This window comes from Sphingomonas sp. 179-I 2A4 NHS, assembly GCF_045369135.1.
Classification (GTDB): Bacteria; Pseudomonadota; Alphaproteobacteria; order Sphingomonadales; family Sphingomonadaceae; genus Sphingomonas.
This window is the reverse complement of sequence record NZ_JBIQFL010000005.1, coordinates 89757-106354: the sequence shown is the minus strand read 5'-3', so window position 1 is coordinate 106354 and position 16598 is coordinate 89757. Positions and strand designations below refer to the sequence as shown.

Here is a 16598-nt window from a genome sequence, read left to right as displayed (position 1 = left end):
GTTATTGATCAAATTCTAGCATGATCGTCGCGAGCGGTGGCAGCGTGACCATGGCCTCGCCGCCGCTCGCCACCACCCCGCCGAGATTGCCGAGGCCCGAGCCCCAGTAATCATGCGCGTCGGAATTCAGGATCTCGCGCCAGCGACCGTCATGCGGCAGCGGGATGCGATAGGGCGCGCGCGCTACCGGCGTCATGTTGCAGATGACGGCTACCGGCGCAGCGCCCGGCGCCTTGCGCAGCCAGACGAAGACCGAGTTATCAGCGTCATCAGCGACGAGCCACTCGAAACCTTCGGGCTCGCAATCGCGGGCGTGGAGTGCAGGTCGTGCGCGGTAAAGATTGTTGAGATCGCGCACGAGCTTGCGCACGCCCTCATGTGCGGTGGCGTGCCGCAGATGCCAGTCGAGTGCGCGTTCCTCGCTCCATTCGCGCCGCTGGGCAAACTCCTGCCCCATGAACAGCAGCTTCTTGCCCGGATAGCCCCACATCATCGCGTAATATGCGCGCAGGTTGGCGAACTGCTGCCAATCGTCACCACACATCTTGGTGAGGAGCGATCCCTTGCCGTGGACAACCTCGTCATGGCTGAGCGGCAGCACGTAATTCTCGCTGAATGCATACATCAGCCCGAAGGTGATATCCTTGTGGTGATGGCGACGATGGATCGGCTCGCGTGACATGTACTTCAGCGTGTCGTGCATGAAGCCCATGTTCCACTTGAAGCCGAAGCCGAGACCTCCGTCATAGGCGGGATGGGTAACCCCCGGCCACGCCGTCGATTCCTCAGCGACGGTGAAGATGCCCGGGTGCTCGCCGTAGACCGCCTTGTTCATCGACTGGAGGAAGGAGGCTGCTTCCCAATTCTCCCGGCCGCCTTCGGCATTAGGGATCCATTCGCCCGGCTTGCGGCTGTAATCGCGGTACAGCATCGAGGCGACCGCATCCACGCGCAGCCCGTCGATATGGTAACGCTCCGCCCAGAAGAGCGCATTGTTGACGAGGAAGGCGCTTACCTCCCGTCGCCCGAAATTGTAGATCGCGGTGTTCCAGTCCGGGTGGTAGCCGAGCCGCGGATCCTCATGCTCGTAGAGCGCGGTGCCGTCGAAGCGGGCGAGGCCATGCGCATCCGTCGGGAAGTGCGCCGGCACCCAATCGAGCAGCACGCCGATGCCGGCACGATGCGCACCGTCGACGAAGCGGGCGAAGCCCTCCACGTCGCCGAAGCGCGCGGACGGGGCGTAGAGGCCGGTCGTCTGGTAGCCCCACGACGGATCGTACGGGTGCTCGGAGATCGGCAGGAACTCGATATGGGTGAAGCCCAGTTCCACCACATAAGGGATCAGCCGTTCGGCGAGGGCATCCCAGGTCAGGAACCAGCCGTTCTCGTCCCGGTCCCAGGATCCCGCATGCACCTCATAGATGCTGATCGGCACCCGGCGCGGGTCGGTCCGTTTCCAATGCTCCTGGTGATCCTGATCGCCCCAAACGTGGGTCGGCGCGCCAGTGGTAATCGACGCGGTGCTGGGCCGCAGCTCACTGGCGAAGGCGAACGGATCGGCCTTCAGCGGCTGCAGATCGCCCTCAGGCCCGATGATCTCGTATTTGTAGCAGCGACCGGCACCAATGTCGGGAATGAAGATCTCCCACACCCCCACGTCACCGCGCCGGCGCATGATGTGGCGGCGGCCGTCCCAATCGTTGAAATCGCCGACGACCGAGACGCGGCGGGCGTTCGGCGCCCACACCGCGAAGTGTACCCCGTCGGCGCCCTCGTGCCGGATCAGGTGCGCGCCGAGTTTGTCGTGCAGGCGGAAGTGATTGCCCTGCGCCATCAGCAGATCATCGACCGGGCCGAGCACCGGGCCGAAGCTGTACGGATCGGTGATCCACCACTCCACGTCGCCACGGCTGGCGCGGTATCGCACCGGCTGCGGATCGCCGCTCACTTCGCCTTCGAACAATCCCCGTTCGTCGATGAGGGCGAGCAACCCCAAGGTGTCGCCGGCGAGGCTGTGCACCTCCAGCGCTTCCGCCCCCGGCACGAGTGCGCGAATGAACGTGCCCTCCGGCCCGGCGTGCGGGCCGAGCAGCGAGAACGGATCATCATGACGGCCCTCCAGCAGGGCAGAGATCGCGCCCTGCGGCGGCTTCACATCACGCCCCAGATGTTGCGCGCATAATCGGCGATCGTGCGGTCGGACGAGAACCAGCCCATGTTCGCGACGTTGCGGATCGCCGCGGCGCGCCAGCCGGCCTGATCGCACCACCGCGCATCCACCTGGCGCTGGGCGGCGGCATAACTGTCAAAATCAGCGGCGACCATGAACCAATCATGATCATAGAGCCCGTCCATCAGCCCCTTGAAGCGATCCGGATCGTCGGGCGAGAAGACGCCCGACGCGATCGCGTTTACCGCCTGCTTCAGCTCCGCGCTCGCTTCGATCACCTCGCGCGGGCGATAGCCGTCGACCCGCCTGGCCGCGACTTCATCCGCGGTGAGGCCGAAGATGATGATGTTGTCGTCACCCACATGATCCTTGATCTCGACGTTGGCACCATCAAGGGTTCCGATCGTCAGTGCGCCGTTCAACGCGAGCTTCATGTTGCCGGTGCCGGACGCTTCGAGACCGGCGGTGGAGATCTGTTCCGATAGATCAGCGGCCGGAATGATCCGCTCGGCGAGACTGACATTGTAATTGGGAAGGAAAGCGACCCTCAGCAGGCCGCCGACAGAAGGATCGTTATTGATCCGCCGCGCCACATCATTGGCGAGTTTGATGATGAGTTTTGCATTGTGATAGCTCGACGCGGCCTTGCCAGCGAAGATCTTCACCCGCGGCGTCCAGTCCCGTTCCGGATGACTGCGGATCTGATCGTATAGCGCCACCGTCTCGATGATGTTGAGCAGTTGGCGCTTGTATTCGTGGATCCGCTTGATCTGCACGTCGAACAACGCATCGGGATCTAACCGCAGCCCGATATTCCCCCTGATGTAGTCCGCCAGTGCCACCTTGTTCGAACGCTTGACCTCGGCGAAACGCTCCCGGAACGATGCATCTTCCGCAAAAGATTCCAGCGCCTTGAGCTCAGCCGCATCATCGCAGAAGCCGGGGCCGATCGCATCGCGGACCAGCGCCGTAAGCCCGGGATTGCACTCCATCAGCCAGCGCCGCGGGGTGATGCCGTTGGTCTTGTTGTTGATCCGATCCGGATACAAGCGGTGCAAATCGGCAAACACCGTCTGCTTCATCAGCGTGGTGTGAAGCGCAGCCACGCCGTTGACGCTGTGGCTGCCCATGAAGGCGAGGTTCGCCATTCTCACGCGCCGCTCGCCCGCCTCGTCGATCAGGCTGATGGCGCTGATCGCCTCGTCGCCCAAGCCCGCGCGATGGCGCGCATCACGCAGCACCTTGGCGTTGACCGCGTAGACGATCTGCATGTGCCGCGGCAGCAGCCGCTCGAACAAGGGGAGCGGCCAGCTTTCCAGCGCCTCCGGCAGCAACGTGTGGTTGGTATAGCCAAAGGTGCGCTGCGAAAGATCCCACGCCTCGTCGAACGAGAGGTGGTGAAAATCGATCAGCAGCCGCATCAACTCGGCGACGGCCACCGCCGGGTGCGTGTCGTTGAGCTGGATCGCCGCCTTGTCCGGCAGGCTTTTGATGTCGCCGAAATATTGGACGTGACGGCGCACGATGTCCTGGATCGAGGCGGAGGAGAAGAAATACTCCTGCCGCAGCCGAAGCTCCTGGCCGGACGGGTTCGAGTCCGCGGGATAAAGCACCCGTACCAGGCTTTCGGCGCGTGCCTGGCCCGCGAGCGCACCGATGTGGTCACCGGCGTTGAACGCGTCGAGCCGGATCGGGTCCAGCGCACGGGCGCTCCAGAGGCGGAGGGTATTCACCCGCTTGCCGCGCCAGCCGACGACGGGGGTGTCATAGGCAACGGCCTGGACGCCTTCCGCGGGATTCCAGCGGGTGACGCCGCTGTCGGTGCCGGTCACCTCGCCGCCGAATCCGATGAAATAGGCGCTTTCGCGGCGTTCGAATTCCCATGGATTGCCATGGGCAAGCCAGTTTTCGGGAAGCTCCACCTGCCAGCCATCGTCGATGCGCTGGCGGAACATACCGTTCACATAGCGGATGCCATAGCCGTAGGCGGGCAGATCCAGCGTCGCCAGGCTCTCCATGAAGCAGGCGGCGAGCCGGCCAAGGCCGCCGTTGCCAAGGGCAGCGTCCGCCTCGATCTCCTCGATTTCGTCCAGATCGACGCCAAGCGCGGCGAGCGCTTTTCCCACCTCGGCATTGCGGCCGAGATTCTGCAGGGCGTCGCGCAGCAAGCGGCCAATGAGAAACTCGAGGCTGAGGTAGTAAACCCGCTTCGCGCCCGCAGCATGCGCCGCGCGGGTAGAGGCCATCCACTTGTCGATGATCTCGTCACGCAGCGTGAGGATCGTGGCTTCGAGCCAATCGTGCTTGCGCGCCGCGCTTTCGTCCTTGCCGATACGGTGGATCAGCGTGTCGACGATCCGTGCCGCGAGGGGTGAGCGATCAGCGGCGAGGGCGGCGGGAGCAGATCCTGTCATGGCCGGCGAGCTTAACGCGTGATCCCGGAGAGTCACGCCTCGTGCTGCACCGCAACCGACCGTTTGGTACCGTGATCAGACGGTGAAGCTCTCACCGCAGCCGCAGGCGCCCTTCGCATTCGGATTGTTGAAGACGAAACCGGCGGTGAAATCGTCCTCCACCCAATCCATCGTCGATCCGATGAGGTACAGGATCGAGCCGCCATCGACGAAGAGCGTACCGCCCTCCGTCTCGATCTTCTCGTCGAACGGCTTGGCCTCCGTCACATAGTCGACGGAGTAGGCGAGGCCCGAACAGCCGCGCCGCGGCGTCGAGAGCTTCACCCCGATGGCGCCCTCCGGCGCCGTCGCCATCAGCGCGGCGATGCGGGCCTTGGCCGTGTCGGTGAGGATCAGCGCCGCGGGCCGCTCACGAACAGTCGTCGCCATCACAACATCCCCAGTTCGAGCCGAGCCTCGTCGGACATCTTGGCCGGATCCCACGGCGGATCCCACACGAGGTTCACATCGACGATCGCGATCCCCGGCACCGATCCGACGCGAAGCTCAACCTCAGCCGGCATGGATTCGGCGACCGGGCAGTGCGGCGTCGTCAGCGTCATGGTGACCACGGCGTGACCGTCGTCCGTCACTTCGACATTATAGATGAGGCCCAGTTCGTAGATGTTCACCGGGATTTCGGGATCGTAGATCTCCTTCAGCGCATCGATCACCGCCTCGTAGAGCGCGCCGCCCGGCTCATGCGCCCGCTCACCTCCCGGCTTCTGCGCCAGAAAGCCTTCGAGGTAGTCGCGCTTGCGAGCGAAGGTCTCAGTGACGCTCTCGGCGGGCGTTTCCACCGCATCCTCCACGCGGGCGCGGGGCGGCTTGGTTTCCGCCTCGACTTCCTCAACCCGGATCGGTTCGCTGCTCATCCGAAGATCCTCGTCACTCGTTCAATACCTTTTGCCAACGCCTCGACATCGGCCGGCCCGTTATAGACGCCGAAGCTCGCGCGAGCGGTCGCCTCGACGCCCAGCGTCTCCATCAGCGGCTGCGCGCAATGATGGCCGGCGCGGATCGCGACCTTCGCCTCGTCCAAGATGGTGCCGATGTCGTGCGGATGCACCCCCTCGATGGAGAAGGAGACGATCCCGGCGCTGTCCTCCGGCCCAAACAGGCGCACGGAGTTGATCGCGGACAGTGCCTCGCGCGCCTGGCGGACCAGCGCTGTCTCATGTGCATGGATGCGGTCGAGACCGATGCCCTCGACATAATCGATCGCTGCACGGAGGCCGAGCGCGCCGACGATATGCGGCGTTCCCGCCTCGAAGCGCGTCGGGGCCGGGGCGTAGGTCGTCTTCGCGAAGGTCACGCGGTCGATCATCGATCCGCCCCCCTGATAGGGGGGCATCGCATCGAGCAGTTCCGCCCGGCCCCACAGCACGCCAAGGCCTGTCGGGCCGTACAGCTTGTGCGCGGAAAAGACGTAGAAGTCGCAATCGAGATCGACGACGTCGACCGGCATGCGCGGCACGGCCTGGCAGCCATCGATCAGGATTTTCGCACCGACGCCGTGCGCAAGCGCGGCCGCGCGTTTCGCGTCCAGCACCGATCCCAACACGTTCGACACATGAGCCAGCGCGACCAGCTTGTGCGCCGGCGTCAGCATCGCGGCCATGGCATCGAGATCGATGCGATGATCGGCGGTCAGCGGCACGACGTCGATCGCGGCGCCGACACGCTCGGCGACCATCTGCCACGGGACGATGTTCGAATGATGCTCCAGTGCCGACAGGAGGATCCGGTCGCCCGACTTCAGCTGGGTCTCCGCCCAGCATTGCGCGACGAGGTTGATCCCCTCCGTGGCGCCGCGAACGAAGACGATCTCGCCTTCGTCCCCGCCGATGAAGCCGGCGACGCGGCGACGCGCGGCCTCATAGGCCAGCGTCATGTCCGCCGACCGCTGGTACACGCCGCGATGGACGGTGGCATAGGTGGTGTCATAGCCGCGCGTGATCGCGTCGATCACGGGGCGCGGCTTCTGCGCCGTCGCGGCGGTATCGAGATAGGCCCAACCCGCGGGAATCGCCGGAAAATCGGCAAGCACATCGAGTGGGCGGGCAGTGGCGAGAACGGTCATGCGACCTCGCGAATGTTGAGGAAGTTGAGGCGCTGGCGCGTTTTTCTCAACATTGGGGATGCGACGAACATAGGGGGACGCTGACAGATGAAGCGCGCGTAGGACAGGCCCGGGACGAGACCGGCACCCACCGCGTTCCTTCCCAGCATCGTCGTGGAACGTGCGGCCAGCGATGCGCCCGCGGCCGCCCCCTCGACCGCGCTCGGGACGAACGGGGTGAGCGATTGGTCCATCAATCCAGCGCCGCCTCGAGCCAGGCATCGGCGTCCGCCTCGAACGCCGCGCGCACCGTCTCGTCGCCGATCCGCTCCAGCGCGTCGGCGACGAACGCCCGCGTCAGGATTGCCTCGGCACGCGCCCGCGGGATGCCGCGGCTCTGCATGTAGAACATCGCGCGCTGGTCGAGCTCGCCAACCGTCGCGCCATGCGCGCACTTCACGTCATCGGCAAAGATCTCCAGCTCGGGCTTCAGGTTTACCGTCGCGGTGCGATCGAGCAGCAAGCCGCGCAGGCTCTGCTCGCCGTCGGTCTTCTGCGCATGGCGCGCCACCTCGACCGCCGCTGCCAGGCTGACCTGCGAGCGATCCGCCGCGACCGCGCGCCACACCTGCCGCGAGGAACCATTGGGATGCGCATGGTTCACGCGCACCGCACATTCCTGCTTCTGGTCAGCCGACGTCAGCAGCGCGCCGCCATATTCAGCAAAGGCGCCGTCGCCCGCCATGGTCAGCTGCGCGTCGATCCGGCTCCCCTGCCCACCGGCACCCAGGAACACAGAGACGAGGCTCGCCGCCTCCCCGATCTCCGCCGCCTCGCGCAAGGACACGAACCCGGCGGGCTGGAGCAGCCGCACCGAGCGCATCAGCCGCGCGCCCTTGCCCAGCCGCGTGCGGGTAAAGCGGTTCTGCCACCCCGCACCAACGAACGTCTCCACCACCTCGGCCGCGGCATCGTCGGCCAGGATGATCTCGGCCGGCACGTGGTTCTGCTGCCCGGTGGCGACATGGACGATCTGCACCGGATCGGCAGCCGCCTGCGCATCGAGCTGGAGCGACCAACCGGTGCCGCCGGCGCGGCGGCCGAGCGGGTGATCGTCCGCACCAAGCGCGCCGATCGTCACCCGGTGAAGGTCGCTGCGGGCTTCATCAAGCACGCCGTCGATGAACAGCAGCTTCGCACCCGGCAGGTCGAGGAAATCGGCCTCAGGCGCCGCGATCGGCGCGAGCGCCGCTGCCGCCGCCAGCCCGCCGAGATCGGCCCAGCGCCAGGCCTCCTCTCGGGCCGAGGGAAGATCAAGCACGGCGTCGCTCACGCCGCGACCTCCGCATAGCCCTCACGCTCGAGCTGATGCGCGAGCTCCGCGCCGCCCGACCGGGTGATGCGGCCATCGGCCAGGACATGAACGAAGTCCGGCTTCACGTAATCCAGCAGGCGCTGGTAGTGGGTGATCAGCAGCACGGCCTTTTCGGGCTTGCGCATGATGCGGTTGATGCCGTCGCCCACGATGCGCAGCGCGTCGATGTCGAGGCCGCTGTCGGTCTCGTCGAGGATCGCGAACTTGGGATCGATGATCCCCATCTGCACCATCTCGTTGCGCTTCTTCTCGCCGCCGGAAAAACCGACGTTGACCGGGCGCTTCAGCATGTCCTGATCGAGGCCGAGCGCATCGGCCTGCGCCCGCGCCAGCTTCAGGAACTCGCCGCCCGACAGCGGCTTCTCACCACGGCCCGCGCGCTGCGCGTTCAGGCTCTCGCGCAGGAACTGGACGTTCGACACGCCCGGAATCTCGACCGGGTACTGGAAGCCGAGGAACACGCCGGCAGCGGCACGCTCATGCGGTTCCAGCTCGAGCAGGTCGATCCCGTCAAAGGTCACGCTGCCCTCGGTCACTTCATAGCCGGGGCGACCGCCCAGAACATAGCCGAGCGTCGACTTACCGGCACCATTTGGCCCCATGATCGCGTGGATCTCACCCGCATTCACGGAGAGGTTGAGGCCCTTGAGGATCGGCTTGCCGTCAATCTCGGCGTGGAGGTTTTCAATCTTGAGCATGGTCATTCCGAACAGAGCAAGTTGCGGTCGGAGCGGCCGACCCGAAAAGGTGAGTGACGGAAGCGCCGATCATCCGACGGAGCCCTCAAGGCTGATGCCGAGCAGCTTCTGCGCCTCGACGGCGAATTCCATCGGCAACTGCTGCAGCACCTCACGGGCGAAGCCGTTGACAATCAGCGCCACGGCGGCTTCCTGATCGAGGCCGCGGCTCATCGCATAGAACAGCTGGTCCTCGCTGATCTTCGACGTCGTCGCCTCATGCTCGATCTGCGCGCTAGGGTTGCGCACCTCGATATAAGGCACGGTGTGCGCGCCGCACTGGTCGCCCAGCAGCAGGCTGTCGCACTGGGTGAAGTTGCGCACGCCCTCAGCGGTCGGCGCGACGCGCACCAGCCCGCGATAGGTGTTGTCCGAACGCCCCGCGCTGATCCCCTTCGACACGATGGTCGACCGGGTGTTCTTGCCGAGGTGGATCATCTTGGTGCCGGTGTCCGCCTGCTGGCGATTGTTGGTCACCGCGACCGAGTAGAACTCGCCGACGCTGCCATCGCCCAGCAGCACGCAGCTCGGATACTTCCAGGTGACCGCGCTTCCGGTCTCGACCTGGGTCCAGCTTACCTTGCTGTTCTTGCCCTGGCACAGCGCGCGCTTGGTGACGAAATTGTAGATGCCGCCCAGCCCGTTCTCGTCGCCCGGATACCAGTTCTGCACCGTCGAATATTTGATTTCGGCATCGTCCAGCGCGACCAGTTCGACCACCGCGGCGTGAAGCTGGTTCTCGTCGCGCATTGGGGCCGTGCAGCCCTCGAGGTACGACACGTAGGCACCCTTGTCGGCGACGATCAGCGTGCGCTCGAACTGGCCGGTATTCTCGGCATTGATGCGGAAATAGGTGCTGAGCTCCATCGGGCAGCGCACGCCCTCCGGAATGTACACGAACGTCCCGTCGGAAAAGACCGCGCTGTTCAGCGTCGCGAAGTAATTGTCGTGCTGCGGCACGACCTTGCCCAGCCACTTCTTCACCAGCTCCGGATACTCGCGGATCGCTTCCGAGATCGACAGGAAGATGACGCCCGCCGCCTTCAGCTCCTCGCGGAACGTCGTCGCGACGGAGACGCTGTCAAACACCGCGTCGACCGCGACCTTGCGCGCGCCCTCGACGCCGGCGAGCACTTCCTGCTCGGCGATCGGGATGCCCAGCTTTTCATAGGTACGGCGGATTTCCGGATCGAGCTCGTCCAAAGACGCGATCGTCTTCTTCTGCTTGGGCTCCGCGTAATAATAGGCGTCCTGATAGTCGATCGGCGGGATGTTGAGCTTTGCCCAATCCGGCGATTCCATCGTCAGCCATTTGCGGAACGCCTTCAGCCGCCAGTGGAGCATCCACTCGGGCTCGCCCTTCTTGGCGGAGATATAGCGAACGGTGTCTTCGTTCAGCCCCTTGGGCGCGAAGTCCTGCTCCACCTCGGTGGCGAAGCCCCATTCGTACTTCTTGGATACCGCGGCGAGCGCCTCGGCGTTCTTGGTGGCCATGTCAGGCGTCCACTTTCATTTCGGTCATGGCGCGTCCCTCGGCGGGGACGAGCGGCGTGGTGGCGGCGAGTTGGGTGAGCGTGATGCCGGCAAGCGCGCCGCGCACCGCATTGTTCACAACCGCCCAATGCGGCTTCACGCGGCAACTGCCGTCGAGCACGCAATCATGCTGCGCCGTATCAACGCAGGTGGTGAGCGCGATCGGCCCCTCCACCGCCTCGATGATATCCGCCAGCGTGATCGTCGCCGGGGGCCTCGACAGGCGGAAGCCGCCCCCCGTGCCGCGCGTGCTTTCGATCAGTCCGGCGGAGGACAGCCGGCTCACCAGCTTCTGCGCGGTCGGCAGCGGCACGCCCGTCTCCTGCGCAAGGCTGGTCGCATTGACGCGCGCCAGCCCGCCGCAATGGCGCGCCGCAGCCGTCATCATGACGACGGCATAATCGGCAAGGCTGGACAGACGCATATTGCGAGCGGTTCTCAAATCGGACTAATTCGTTCTGATTGCCAAATGGGCGTGCGCGCGGCGGAAATCAACCGCCTTGATGCGCGCAGTTCAGGTGTCCGAGATGATCGGATGGACCTGGCCATGCAGCGCGTTGCGCTGGCTGATCGTCAGCTGGGCGAGCAGCCCCGGCTGGTCGCGCATCTGCCGCGGCGTCATGCCGGTGAAGCGCTTCACCTCGCGGATAAGGTGGGGCTGATCGTAGAAGCCGTCGGCGAGGAGCTCATCGAGTGTCGCGCTGCCGCTGTTGAGCGCGGAGGCGGCACGGAGCGCGCGGTACTTGCGGGCGAGCACCTTGGGCGGCGCGCCGTAGAGCGCATTGCAGCGTCTTTCCACTTGCCGGCGCGACAGGCCGGTCGCGGCGACCAGCTCATCGAGATCGGGCGATGGGCTGCCGGCGAGCCACGCATCGACCTGACGCGCGAAGGCGAGCCAGCGCGAGCCTGCGGCGGTGATGGACTGGCGCACGAACGACGCGGCGATGGCGACGCGCGCATCGACGTCCGCCGCGGCGCGCATCTGGTCAGCGGCTTCTACGATCGCCGGCCCGAAAGCCGCGACGCCATCGAGCGCGCGGTTGAGCATCGTCGAGGCGTCAAGCCCGAGCAGCGCGGCCCATCCGGCGGGCTGAAGCCCCATGCCGACGACCAGCAGCGGCCCTTCCGCGCGCGTGCGAATCGCGCCCGTCGTGGCACCGACGACATGAAGCGCGGGCGCATCCTGCCGCGAGCCATCGGGGAAGTCGTAGGTAGCTGTCCCGGGGGACAGCCGGAAGCGAAGTTGCGCATGATCCGCGCGCTCGACATCCTCGAACATCGGCACGTCTGCGCAAAAATGATAGAAAAGCGTGACGTAAGGCTGAAGGTCTTCGGGCGGCACCCGATAGTCCAACGCAACATCCGTCATGATACGTGCCCTACGTCAACAGGACGAAGGTACCTGTATCATTACGAAAAGAAAAGCGGCTCGGTCGCCGAAGCGGCCGAGCCTTAGTGGAGAACCCCCACCACGGGGGCCCTTCGGGTCGCACATCGGTTAGAACCTGAATTGGCGGCGGCGTATTGTACGGATGCGACATGACCCTGAACGAATGCGCCAGCGACGGTGAGCGCTTGATTCGGCAGGCGCTTTGCGGGCACCGCGCGCAGCCATGAGCTTTCCACTTCGCGCCGCCCTCTTCGCCCTGGACGCCGAGCGCGCGCACCGGCTGACGATCCGCGGCCTTGCCGCCTGGGGACGCGCCGGAGCGCCGGGCGGCAGGACAGTCGACGATCCGATCCTGCGGACGAGTGTGGCGGGGATCGACTTCGCGAACCCGCTGGGCCTCGCGGCGGGTGTGGACAAGGATGGTGAAGCGGTGACCGGCCTTCACGCGCTTGGCTTCGGCGCGGTCGAGGTGGGGACGCTTACCCCCCTGCCCCAGCCGGGCAATCCGAAGCCGCGGTTGTTCCGCCTGGTGCCGGAGCATGCCGTGATCAACCGCATGGGCTTCAACAATGGCGGCCTCGCTGCGGCGATCGAGCGCCTGCCGGCCCCGGCCAAGCGGCGCGGCGTGCTTGGCCTGAACGTAGGCGCGAACAAGGACGCCAAGGATCGCGTCGCCGATTACGTCGCGGGCGTAGCGGCGGCGTCGAAGGTCGCCGATTACGTGACCATCAACGTGAGTTCCCCCAACACACCGGGGCTGCGCGACCTGCAGCATGGCGCGGCGCTGCGCGATCTGCTGAGCGCGACGCGACTGGCGGCCGGCACAAGGCCGCTGTTCCTGAAAGTGGCGCCGGACCTGGAACCGAGCGCGATCGACGACATTGCGCGCGCGGTGATCGAGCACCGGCTGGATGCGCTGATAATCGGCAACACCACCGTCTCGCGCCCGCCGCTCGGCTCGCAGCATGCCGGCGAGGCCGGAGGCCTTTCCGGCCGGCCGCTCGCCCCGCTTGCGCGCCAGCGACTGGCGGATTTCCGCAGCGCGACCGGCGGCGCGATCCCGCTGATCGCAGTCGGGGGGATCGACAGCGGCGCGGAAGCCTATGCCCGGATCCGCGCAGGGGCGAGCCTGGTGCAGATCTACAGTGCGATGGTCTATGCCGGACCCGGGCTGCCGGTGCGTATCCTCAAGGATCTGGCCGCGCTGCTCCGGCGCGATGGTTTCGCTTCGGTGAGCGAGGCAGTGGGCTTAGGTTGACGTTCAGCAAGCCCCCGATAGGGTTCCGCCGCATGAAGAGATTGCTGGCGCTTGCTGCGCTGATCACCCCGCTTCCGGCCCTCGCGCAGGGCATGGTTACCTCTGCTGACCCGCGTGCCACTGCTGCCGGGCAGGAAATCCTGCGCGCCGGCGGATCCGCGGCGGATGCCGCCATGGCGATGATGCTGGCGCTGACCGTTGTCGAGCCGCAGTCGAGCGGCATCGGTGGCGGCGGCTTCCTGCTGCATCAAAGCGCGACCGGCCCGCTGGAGACGATCGACGGGCGCGAGACGGCGCCGATGGCGGCGACGCCGGAACTCTTCCTGGGGCCAGATGGCAAGCCAGTGCCCCACATCCAGGCGTTCCCGGGTGGAAAGTCAGTCGGCGTGCCGGGCAACATCCGCCTGATGGCGCTGGCGACCAAGAAGTGGGGCAAGCTGCCGTGGAAGACGCTGTTCGCGCCCGCCATCCGGCTTGCCGAGAACGGCTATAGCGTAACCCGCCCAATGGCGGCGGCGAGCACCAATCTTGCCCCGTTGTGGGCTGGCGGCACCACGGCGGTGGCCGGGCCGGAGGGCGGCGCATCGACGGGGACCGGCTCGGCCGGCGGGCGCTTCCCGCAAGTCGCCGCACTTTACTCCCAGAACGGCAAGCCGCTGGTCGAAGGCGCGACGGTGAAGAACCCGGCGCTCGGCAAGCTGCTGCGCCGGTTGGCCAAGGAAGGACCGGACGCTTTCTATACGGGCGAGAACGCCAAGGCGATCATCAGCGCAGTGACCACCACGTCGGTGGCGCCGAGCAAGATGACCACGGCCGACCTTGCTGCCTATCAGGCCAAGGAGCGCGCACCCGTTTGCGGCACATACCGCACGTACAAGGTGTGCGGCATGGGGCCGCCGTCGTCGGGCGCAACCACTGTGCTGCAGATTCTGGGTATGCTCGAGCGGTTCGACCTTCAGAAGCTGGGCAAGGATTCGCCGGAAAGCTGGCACCTGATCGCCGAGGCGATGCAGCTCGCTTATGCCGATCGCGAAAAGTATCTGGGTGACCCCGACTTTGTCGACGTGCCGGTCGCCGGGCTGATCGACCGCGGTTACATCGCCGAGCGATCCGGCCTTATCTCGCAAACGCGCGCACTCGGCACCTATGAGGCCGGCACGCCCCCTGGCGCTCAGCACCGAACCGCGGCCGAGCAGCGTGAAGTGCCGAGCACCACGCACTTCATCGCGATCGATCGCGCGGGCGACATCGCGACCATGACCTCCACGGTCGAGGGGCCGTTCGGCAGCCAGCTGATCGCCAACGGCTTTGTGCTCAACAACGAGCTGACGGACTTCACGCTGGCGCCGGAGAGGGACGGCGCGCCGGTGGCGAACCGGGTGGAGCCGGGCAAGCGCCCGCTGTCGTCGATGGCGCCGACGATCGTCTATGACGCGAGCGGCGCGCCGGTGTTCACCGTTGGCGCGGCCGGGGGCAAGACAATCATCATGCAGGTGGCAAAGGCGATCATCGCCCATGTCGACTGGAAGCTGCCGGCGCGCGAGGCGCTGGGCCTCGGCCTCATCTTCTTCAACCGCGACGGCGTGGTGCTGGAGCAGGGCACGAGCCTAGCCGCGATGAAGCCGGCGCTGAAGGCGATGGGCCACAAGGTGACGGTCGGGCGGCTCGGGCTGAAGGCCAATGCGGCGGAAAAGACGCCGGCTGGCTGGGTCGGCGCTGCCGATCCACGCGGCGTCGGCAATGCGGTGCGCGAATAGAATAAGAAGCTTCCCGAAACAGCTGCGCGAGCGAAACGCGCGAGCCGGCGGGAGGACCAGAGGGGATTGAGATGCGCAGGCTCGAACATTTTCCGAACCTCGTCACGATGTTCTTCACCCGCGCCGCGGAGCAGCGTGACGAGCCTTTCCTGTGGGCGAAGAAGGGCGGCGAGTGGCAGCCGACCACCTGGGGCGAAGCGGCGCGCCAGGTGGCGAGCCTTGCCACGGCGCTGAAGGCACAGGGGCTTCAGCCGGGCGATCGGGTGATGCTGGTGAGCGAGAACCGGCCGGAATGGTGCCTGAGCGACCTCGCCATCATGGCGGCTGGCTGCATCACCGTGCCGACCTACACCACCAACACCGAGCGCGATCACGCCCATATCATCGAGAATTCGGGTGCGCGTGCTGTCATCGTCTCGACACAGAAGCTGGCAGACGTGCTGCTGAAGGCGGTGCTGCGCACGACGCATATCGAAACGGTCATCGCGATCGAGCACCTGCGGCCGCGTCCGCTGGGCGTGCGCAGCTGCCACTGGCAGGGGCTGATCGACGATCATCCCGCCGAGCCCGAGCTGATCGCAGCGCAGGCGACCTTCGCCCGGTCCGACACCGCCTGCATCATCTATACCTCCGGCACCGGCGGTGCGCCGCGCGGCGTGATGCAGCACCATGGCGCGATCCTGCACAATGTCGCAGGCTGCGCGGATGTGATTTCCGAGGACCTGGGCTGGGGCGAGGAAGTGTTCCTGTCGTTCCTGCCGCTCAGCCACGCCTACGAGCACACCGGAGGGCAGTTCCTGCCGATCGGCATGGGCGGACAGATATATTACGCCGAAAGCCTGGAGAAACTGGCGGCGAACATGGAGGAGGCCCAGCCCACGATCATGTTCGTCGTGCCGCGCTTGTTCGAGGTGCTTCGGGCGCGGATCAGCAAGGGGATCGCCAAGCAGGGCGGCATGGCGCAGCGGCTGCTGGGCGCCGCGCTCGACATCGGGGAGAAGCGGGCGGAGGGACGGCTGCGGCTGATCGACCGGCCAAAGGCGCTGATGGTGGATACCGTCTTCAAGCCCAAGATCGCCAAGCGCTTCGGCGGACGGATGAAGGCGCTGGTTTCCGGGGGCGCGCCGCTGACCCCCGAGGTCGGCCTGTTCTTCCAGTCGCTCGGGATCATGTTCCTGCAGGGCTATGGCCAGACCGAGGCCGGGCCGGTGATTTCGTGCAACCGGCCGAAGGCGGGCGTGACGGTCGACAGTGTCGGCCCGCCCCTTCCCCATACCGAGGTGCAGATCGCGGAGGATGGCGAGATCCTGGTGCGCGGCGAGCTCGTCATGCACGGCTATTGGCGCAACCCGTCCGAATCCGCGCGCGTGCTGCGCGACGGCTGGCTGCATACCGGCGATATCGGGATTTTCGACGAGGCGGGCCGGCTCAAGATCACCGATCGGAAGAAGGACCTCATCATCAACGACAAGGGCGACAATATCGCCCCGCAGAAGGTGGAAGGGATGCTGACCCTTCAGCCCGAGATCATGCAGGCGATGATCGCCGGTGATCGCCGGCCGCACATGGTGGCAGTGATCGTGCCCGATCCCGAGTGGACCCAGGAATTCTGCGCCGCCACTGGCACAAAGTGCGACTTTCGGACGCTAGCCGAGGATCCGGACTATCGCGCCGCGATCAGCCACGCGGTCGAGCGGACCAACAAGGAGCTTTCGGTGATCGAGCGGGTGCGGCGCTTCATTCTCGCCGACGGGCCGTTCACGATCGAGAATGAACAGATGACGCCGAGCCTAAAGATCCGCCGCCACGTCTTGAGGGATGTGTACGGCGAACGGCTCGACGCGCTCTACAAGGGCTGAAGCG

General features: G+C 66.0%; 14 protein-coding genes. 3 read left to right on the top strand and 11 right to left on the bottom strand.

Features of this window, described 5'->3' with window-relative positions:
* Position 1: 1 nt before the first annotated feature.
* The 11 genes from glgB to ACH0CP_RS10720 all read right to left on the bottom strand — a co-directional run bounded on the left by glgB (position 2) and on the right by ACH0CP_RS10720 (position 11699).
* Complete coding sequence (glgB, locus tag ACH0CP_RS10770; protein WP_406888792.1) at positions 2 to 2155, bottom strand: 1,4-alpha-glucan branching protein GlgB; 2154 nt, start codon at positions 2153 to 2155, stop codon at positions 2 to 4.
* Positions 2152 to 4584 carry a glycogen/starch/alpha-glucan phosphorylase gene (locus tag ACH0CP_RS10765; RefSeq protein WP_406888793.1) on the bottom strand — a complete coding sequence of 811 codons (2433 nt, stop codon included), beginning with the start codon at positions 4582 to 4584 and terminating at the stop codon, positions 2152 to 2154. Before ACH0CP_RS10765 ends, glgB begins: the two co-directional genes overlap by 4 nt.
* A gap of 75 nt (positions 4585 to 4659) precedes the next feature.
* Entirely contained in the window at positions 4660 to 5013 is a 354-nt protein-coding gene (locus tag ACH0CP_RS10760; RefSeq protein WP_294441701.1) for an iron-sulfur cluster assembly accessory protein, read from the bottom strand.
* Complete coding sequence (locus ACH0CP_RS10755; RefSeq protein ID WP_294441702.1) at positions 5013 to 5498, bottom strand: SUF system Fe-S cluster assembly protein; 486 nt, start codon at positions 5496 to 5498, stop codon at positions 5013 to 5015. Before ACH0CP_RS10755 ends, ACH0CP_RS10760 begins: the two co-directional genes overlap by 1 nt.
* Complete coding sequence (locus ACH0CP_RS10750; RefSeq protein WP_406888794.1) at positions 5495 to 6706, bottom strand: cysteine desulfurase; 1212 nt, start codon at positions 6704 to 6706, stop codon at positions 5495 to 5497. The genes ACH0CP_RS10755 and ACH0CP_RS10750 overlap by 4 nt, the downstream gene beginning before the upstream one ends.
* A complete protein-coding gene (locus tag ACH0CP_RS10745; protein ID WP_406888796.1) occupies positions 6703 to 6939 on the bottom strand; it encodes a hypothetical protein in 237 nt (78 codons plus the stop codon). The genes ACH0CP_RS10750 and ACH0CP_RS10745 overlap by 4 nt, the downstream gene beginning before the upstream one ends.
* A complete protein-coding gene (locus ACH0CP_RS10740; protein ID WP_406888798.1) occupies positions 6939 to 8018 on the bottom strand; it encodes a SufD family Fe-S cluster assembly protein in 1080 nt (359 codons plus the stop codon). The genes ACH0CP_RS10745 and ACH0CP_RS10740 overlap by 1 nt, the downstream gene beginning before the upstream one ends.
* Complete coding sequence (sufC, locus tag ACH0CP_RS10735) at positions 8015 to 8758, bottom strand: Fe-S cluster assembly ATPase SufC (protein WP_296219134.1); 744 nt, start codon at positions 8756 to 8758, stop codon at positions 8015 to 8017. The genes ACH0CP_RS10740 and sufC overlap by 4 nt, the downstream gene beginning before the upstream one ends.
* A 69-nt stretch (positions 8759 to 8827) precedes the next feature.
* Positions 8828 to 10291 (bottom strand): Fe-S cluster assembly protein SufB, encoded by a 1464-nt coding sequence (sufB, locus tag ACH0CP_RS10730; protein WP_294441707.1) that lies wholly within the window; start codon positions 10289 to 10291, stop codon positions 8828 to 8830.
* A 1-nt stretch (position 10292) separates the two neighbouring features.
* A complete protein-coding gene (locus tag ACH0CP_RS10725) occupies positions 10293 to 10754 on the bottom strand; it encodes an SUF system Fe-S cluster assembly regulator (protein ID WP_301090311.1) in 462 nt (153 codons plus the stop codon).
* 90 nt (positions 10755 to 10844) lie between these two features.
* On the bottom strand, positions 10845 to 11699 hold the full coding sequence (locus tag ACH0CP_RS10720) for an AraC family transcriptional regulator (protein ID WP_294441709.1): 855 nt from the start codon (positions 11697 to 11699) through the stop codon (positions 10845 to 10847).
* Positions 11700 to 11943: 244 nt separating this feature from the next.
* Here ACH0CP_RS10720 and ACH0CP_RS10715 point away from each other — a divergent pair, with 244 nt between their 5' ends.
* From ACH0CP_RS10715 to ACH0CP_RS10705, 3 genes are all read left to right on the top strand, one after another.
* Positions 11944 to 12978 (top strand): quinone-dependent dihydroorotate dehydrogenase, encoded by a 1035-nt coding sequence (locus ACH0CP_RS10715; RefSeq protein ID WP_406888801.1) that lies wholly within the window; start codon positions 11944 to 11946, stop codon positions 12976 to 12978.
* A 32-nt stretch (positions 12979 to 13010) separates the two neighbouring features.
* On the top strand, positions 13011 to 14735 hold the full coding sequence (locus ACH0CP_RS10710; protein ID WP_406888803.1) for a gamma-glutamyltransferase family protein: 1725 nt from the start codon (positions 13011 to 13013) through the stop codon (positions 14733 to 14735).
* Between the two features lie 71 nt (positions 14736 to 14806).
* Entirely contained in the window at positions 14807 to 16594 is a 1788-nt protein-coding gene (locus ACH0CP_RS10705; RefSeq protein WP_406888806.1) for an AMP-dependent synthetase/ligase, read from the top strand.
* Positions 16595 to 16598: the final 4 nt, after the last annotated feature.